4 protein-coding genes are annotated in these 6,049 nt (G+C 33.4%); all 4 read right to left on the bottom strand.

The genetic code is table 11. From position 1 onward, the window contains the following. Positions 1-388: 388 nt before the first annotated feature. Positions 389-1,363, bottom strand: a complete 975-nt coding sequence (locus tag AB8B65_RS06570; RefSeq protein ID WP_405300071.1) for a hypothetical protein — start codon at positions 1,361-1,363, stop codon at positions 389-391. 174 nt (positions 1,364-1,537) lie between these two features. Next, entirely contained in the window at positions 1,538-4,480 is a 2,943-nt protein-coding gene (locus tag AB8B65_RS06565) for a T9SS type B sorting domain-containing protein (RefSeq protein WP_405300070.1), read from the bottom strand. 254 nt (positions 4,481-4,734) lie between these two features. Then, complete coding sequence (locus AB8B65_RS06560) at positions 4,735-5,352, bottom strand: hypothetical protein (RefSeq protein ID WP_405300069.1); 618 nt, start codon at positions 5,350-5,352, stop codon at positions 4,735-4,737. A 36-nt stretch (positions 5,353-5,388) separates the two neighbouring features. Next, positions 5,389-6,049: hypothetical protein (locus tag AB8B65_RS06555; RefSeq protein WP_405300068.1), on the bottom strand; the 661-nt coding region annotated here is incomplete at its 5' end.

Below are 6,049 nucleotides of genomic sequence, written 5' to 3'. Positions count from 1 at the left end.
GAAATATTCAAGTGCTAGAAATTATCAAGAAGATCATACTATTTTAGAAATAGATGACATGGGTTTCTTTGGTTAGAAAATGATATTGTATATTTTTAGCTTGTGTTTCGGCACTAGTATATACTAGCGCTAGCGTGGGCTTTCTTCGTTGCCAAATGTTCAATATTGAACATTTTTTAGTATCATATTATACTTTAGAACCAATACTTTGTTCCCATAAATTTTTCTGTCTAAAATAATTTATAGAATCGTTTTTACATTTGAGAGAAGCCGCCAAAATTTTATCTTTAATCGTACTTAAAATTGCGGCATTAGCATTGTAATTTTCTTAAACTTTAGTACGTATCAAATTCAAGAACAATTGCTTAAAAATTAATAACATAAACAATTAAAACTCGTAATAAACATCGTCTAAAGTAATACCAATAATAATAGATAAGTGTGATGCCTCATGTACAATAATTTCGTCTCCAATTTTGATATTTTGGTATATACTTTCGGGAACCAACATAACCTTATAAGATGTTGTTATCGTGTTTTTTTGATGCTTTCCTTTATTGTTAGAAATGGTAGTAAAAAGTTTGTCGGTTACCTGTGTATTAGTCAGTAATTTTCGCCCGTGATCAACAGACTTTTTAAAATTAAAATAAAGCAGTATCGCTTTATACAATTGCGTACATGCGATCAATGGAATTGGAAACATAAAAATAACGATGATGATCAAACCATTATAAATCAGTCCAAAAATGATGACGCCTAAAAGTCCAACAACAAGCAATCGAGAACGCATTTTGGTATCATAAAACGTACGAATAGTATTTTTGTCCTTTTGCGTCAAAGGCGCTTGTCTAACTTTTGAATCTGGATAACTTCTTTTTTCCGATCTTTCAATAATGGCAGATGAAATAGATGGAGCGCTTTCAAGGACTTCATAAAATAAGATAACATGTGACTTTGGTGCGATTTCAAAATAAACAGTATCACCAACTTTTACATTCATATACATTGTATAATCGATCTTATGTTCTATACCATCAATAGTAATATAATAATATCGTTTAGTGCTGGTTTTCCGTCCCCTAGAACCTCTAATACCAGATCCTCCTGCTCTTGAAGTACTTTGTTTAATATCAAGTCTTTTATCTTCAATAATTCCTTCAAAACAATCTTTAATTCCAGCATTCAAATCTGTTACAAAAATTGAAATCATATAGGCAATAATTCCAATAAAAAACAGTGAAAAAAGACCAAACATTACTATTGGAATATATCCAAAACCATCATCTTCTTTGTGAAAATCGCGCAGCACAAAAAAGTAAATTGCTGAAAATATACCGATAAAACACAGTACTATAATCGACATAAGCCATAATTTCTGTACTATCTTTTTCCGATCTTTATTGGTGAGTTTTTTTTGCATGAAAATGGAATATATTACTTTCTCAAAAATCAGATTTTTTGGAGTAATCTACAATACGAATAATTACGTATTTTATGAAGTCAGAAAGTAGCTATAAATACTATTTTTTATCGCTAATTATCGTTTCAACGTAAAATGTCCTGTATATATAGTTCCAATCATAGGTCTTTCTACTCTAAACCAATAATCGCCAGAAGGCATACGACGTCCGTTATAATTTCCATCCCAACCTTTAGACAAAGGATTCAAGGTAATCAATCGTTTTCCATATCGGTCAAAAACGTGAATTTCAAGAGTGGCGTCACTTTCGGAAGCAATAATTTGCCAATTGTCATTAAATCCATCTGTGTTTGGCGTAAAAAATCGTGGGTAGTTCAATAAATACACAGGCTGCGTTACAATTCCGCAATCATTTTTATCTCTCACATACATGGTATATTCGCCCGCAAGTAAATCATCAAAGAAGTTGGCATCTGTATACGTAATTCCATCCAACGAATATTCATAATCGCCCAAACCTTGCACAACTACAGCAATGGTATTTTCAAATCTTGTCCAATCGGTAATCGTAACATCAATTCCCGTTGCAGGACCCGATTCTATGACCGTAAACGTTTTTGTATTGCTACAATTTTTCTGCTCGCCCAAAACGGTATAACTGTTTCCAACTTCAACGGTATACGTTCCTGGAGTATCTACAATAATACTTTCGGTACTTTCTCCGTTAGACCAATTATAAAAGTCTGCGACAACGCCAGCAGACAATACTACAATTCCGTCAGTACATAAATATAAAGTTTCATTTTCTTCTATAACAGGCGTTGCAATTGCGGTTACGGCAAAATCAACGACATCAAAACAAGTAACATTTGTAGTATCTTCAATACGTACGTAAATTTGCTGCGGATTCGTCGTATTGGTAAACGTACTACTCACAGGATCCACATTCATCATCGCATTTTGCGGACTCAAATGATAAGTTATGGCATACGTTCCGGTAAGACCAGCTAAAATTTCATCATTTTGTGAAGCTAAATTAAATGTTGCTGAATTTGGATCATCAAGAAAACTACATTCAAACAAACCATCAACTTCATTCGCTATAATTGCAGGTGTAATGGAAATTTGAAAATCAGTTGTATCAAAACAAGTTGCATTTCCGGCAGCTTCAATACGTACAAAAATTGGTTGCGGATTGTCTATGGTTTGAAAGTTTACAGGCAATGCACCAATATCATCATCAGCATCTTCTTGTGAGAGATGATAGGTAATTTCAAAATTTTCTGCAAGCTGATTTTGCAACACAATACTATCAAACTGATTCATATTGATCACTTCAAAACCATCATTTGTTTGATCGTCACAAATATCAAGATCATCAACCATATTTGCTACAGGCAACGGATTTACAATAAGTGTAAAGCTTGTAACATCGTGGCAATTAGCTTGTGCTAAATTAAAAACGCGCACAAAAATTTCTTGGTTATTTGTCGTATTATCAAACGTCAATGGCAATCTATTTTCATCATTTTCGGCATTTTCTAAAGAAGTGTAAAACGCTGCATCATACAATACATCAGATTGTCCGCCTAACGCTTCATCTATTTTGGTAGAAAGATCAAAAGTTTCTATTTGATTGTTAGAAATATCATCACACAACAAATAATCCGAAACAGCACTCGCCGTTGGTACTTCATAAATGGTAATATCTCTCGTAGTTTCTCTTACTTCACCATCCACAGTAATAAGCACAGTAACAACATACGTTCCTGTAGCTGCATACGTATGCGTCGGATCCATCAAATTGGAAGTTGTGCTATCACCAAAATCCCAACTAATAGCGGTAATATTTTCTTCGGTAGTATTTAGGGTGAAAACGGTTTCATCGCCCAAACAGACATTTTCAAACTGTATACTACCCACAAAAAACGACTGAATAAACGTTGGAAGTCCAAATCGTGATTGTCGTCCTAGCAAGTCAACTTCTCTATTCAAATAATTAGCACCTGTACCAATTTCATTAGGATTATCAATTACATCAAGAAATGTAACTCCCGTATTTGCCAAATATAATTTTTCGTCAATCGCCAACTGAATTGCACCAACAATATCATTTCCTTGGTACAAAATCACATCTGAATTTATGATATCTGTCTGATTTCCAGAAGTAATATCAAACTGATGTACAGCACTTCCAGTACCCGAACCAAAATTTAAGTCGGAAACATATAGCAATTCGGTATTTGGAGAAAACTCAATTCCATACGCGCCACTTTGCGGACCATTATAAAAGACATTTTCTATCTTTATAGGATTGGAAATAATTCCTGTAGCGTCATCAAAATCAAGTAATTCAACAAAACTGTCGGTAGACCATTGTGCCAATGCCAATTTACTTCCGTCAGAGGAAGCTTTCATATAACCAATTGTTTGTGCGCTACCGCCACTATGATCGGACCCGATACTTTGTGTAATTGCAGTTTCATTTACACCAGCATCAGTTACTTCAAATACTAAAAAAGTATTGCTTTGCCATTCGTGACTTAATACCCAAAAATCGTTTCCATTGGCATGCTGAACTGCCGTAATTTTTTCACAAGTTGGTGTCCAAAGTGGTATATTTTTCATTGTTGTAACATCACCAGTTCCGCCATTTAATGTAAGGTCGAATTCAGAATAGCGAAGTCCTTGAGATCCTGCTTCATTCACTACCGTAAAAATATAATAAATAGTAGGATCGTTCGGTTTGGGAACAATAATGGCAGATTGTGTACTGGAACTATCGCCCGTTAAACCTGATCCATTTGGCGTTATCTGATGATTTCTATCCCAAACAAATCTTCCATCACTATAAAAAAGTAATTGTCCACTTTGGCTTGAAATTGTAGCAACACCTTCGTTGGTTTCCAAAGCTCCATTTGTCAAAGCCGTAGGTGGCGAAGTATTAAAGTCTAAACCTGCATTAGAGCCAAAATACCAGTTTACACCTTCTCCTTGTCCAAACGCTACATTCAGTGATAAGAGCAATACACCAAAAACTAATTTGTATAATATTTTCATTTAATTCTTTTGATAAAATAATACGAACTTCAATTTAAAATAATTGGGCTATAATATTTTTGTTTTTAGACTGTAATATGAGAAGAATAATAGCTAGGCAAAGCCATTTTTTCTTTGTGTAAAGAAACATCGTTCTTTATTACAGTTGTTACAAACTAGGGTTTGGGGAGATTTTCACCTAAAGATACAAAATACTGTTATAAGGAGATCGTTTTTTATTGAAAGATCGAGTAGAATTCGCGGAATTATCGTTTTTATTGCAAATTATTCAACTCAGTTTCCAGTTCATCAAGTGAAAACTCTTTAAAAGTTGTGAGTTCAAAGTTTTTAGTAGCTGTGGTTGCTGTTCCTACTGATAATGTTGGTTTTCCGTTTGCATAACTAATTCCGATGACTTTAATATCTTTCCCTTTTGGGATGTTTTTAAAGACAAAAGCACCATTTTCATAAGATCCAGTCATAATACTTTTAATGTCTTTAAAAATAAGTTGAATTTTGGTTTCTTTCGGATTGGCTGTTTTGACAATGAAATCTGTTTTATCATCTTCGTCAATATCCCAAAATCGATCACAATTAATCCAACCCATTTCTGTTGCCGAAAACATATAAAATTCTAAGGCACTTGGGTCAATTTTTTCAATAGCTGTGTTTGTATAATTGGCATATTTATTTCTGAATTTTTGTTTAAATTTCTCTTGATTTAACGTACGATTAGATCTAATACTTAATGAAAAATACCGTTCGTAATCCGCATACCTATCTTCATCATTTATATCAAAAGGTGGAAGTGATTTAAATAATTCGAGAGTTATTTTAGTTGCTTTTTTACTATACTTTTTATCAGGAAATGATCTTGGTTTAAAATTGACCATTTTACCATTTTTATCAATATCGAATTCTAAATATGTTTACCATTCATTTTTGTAAAATGAATAGGCAGTTGCATTGTCGATATTTTTAAGCGTATTGATATACTCAATAATGCTTTTATCACTTCCTTTAAGTTTAAAATCATCTAATTGCCCTGTCCATATAAAAGGCGAATATCCATAATCATATAAATCATCGGTCATTTCAACCGGATATTCAATGCCATAAGCAGCTTCTCCAACCACATCTGTAGTATCAGTTGCCGCTTTAGTTTGATACTCAAACAATTCATAATCGGGAATCCAAGTTTTCGTGCTATCATTTAATTCCACTTCGTAAAATAAATCCATTTCTTTAGCAGCATTTTTCTTAGGAAATCCTATCACAACCGCTTTTCCATCTTTTACAGAAAGTTTTTTTCCGTCTGATTCCGCATTCAAATAAACCATTCCGTTTGTTTCAAGAATTTGCTCTTTTGAGGTCGTTTGCAAATCTTCAAAAATCATGTCGGTAAGACTATAACATTCTTTAATTTCTAGAGTTATAGCTTCTGTAGGCGTAGTTCCATCTTCAAATTGAAACGTATTTGCAGGAATATAAATAGAAGTTCCTTTTTTTCCTTTCAGAATCGTTTCTTCAGTTCCTTTTATTTCAAATTTTTCTAGTGTAGGAGAAAGTACAGCGGAAATTTCGGCAATA

This window comes from Kordia sp. (assembly GCF_045105435.1).
Lineage (GTDB): Bacteria > Bacteroidota > Bacteroidia > Flavobacteriales > Flavobacteriaceae > Kordia.
This window is presented reverse-complemented; position numbering and strand designations above follow the sequence as displayed.

Coding starts and splice junctions, on each gene's coding strand:
- AB8B65_RS06560 (WP_405300069.1), bottom strand. CDS start 5,352: ATGGTCAATTTTAAACCAAGATCATTTCCTGATAAAAAGTATAGTAAA.
- AB8B65_RS06570 (WP_405300071.1), bottom strand. CDS start 1,363: ATGTCGATTATAGTACTGTGTTTTATCGGTATATTTTCAGCAATTTAC.
- AB8B65_RS06565 (WP_405300070.1), bottom strand. CDS start 4,480: ATGAAAATATTATACAAATTAGTTTTTGGTGTATTGCTCTTATCACTG.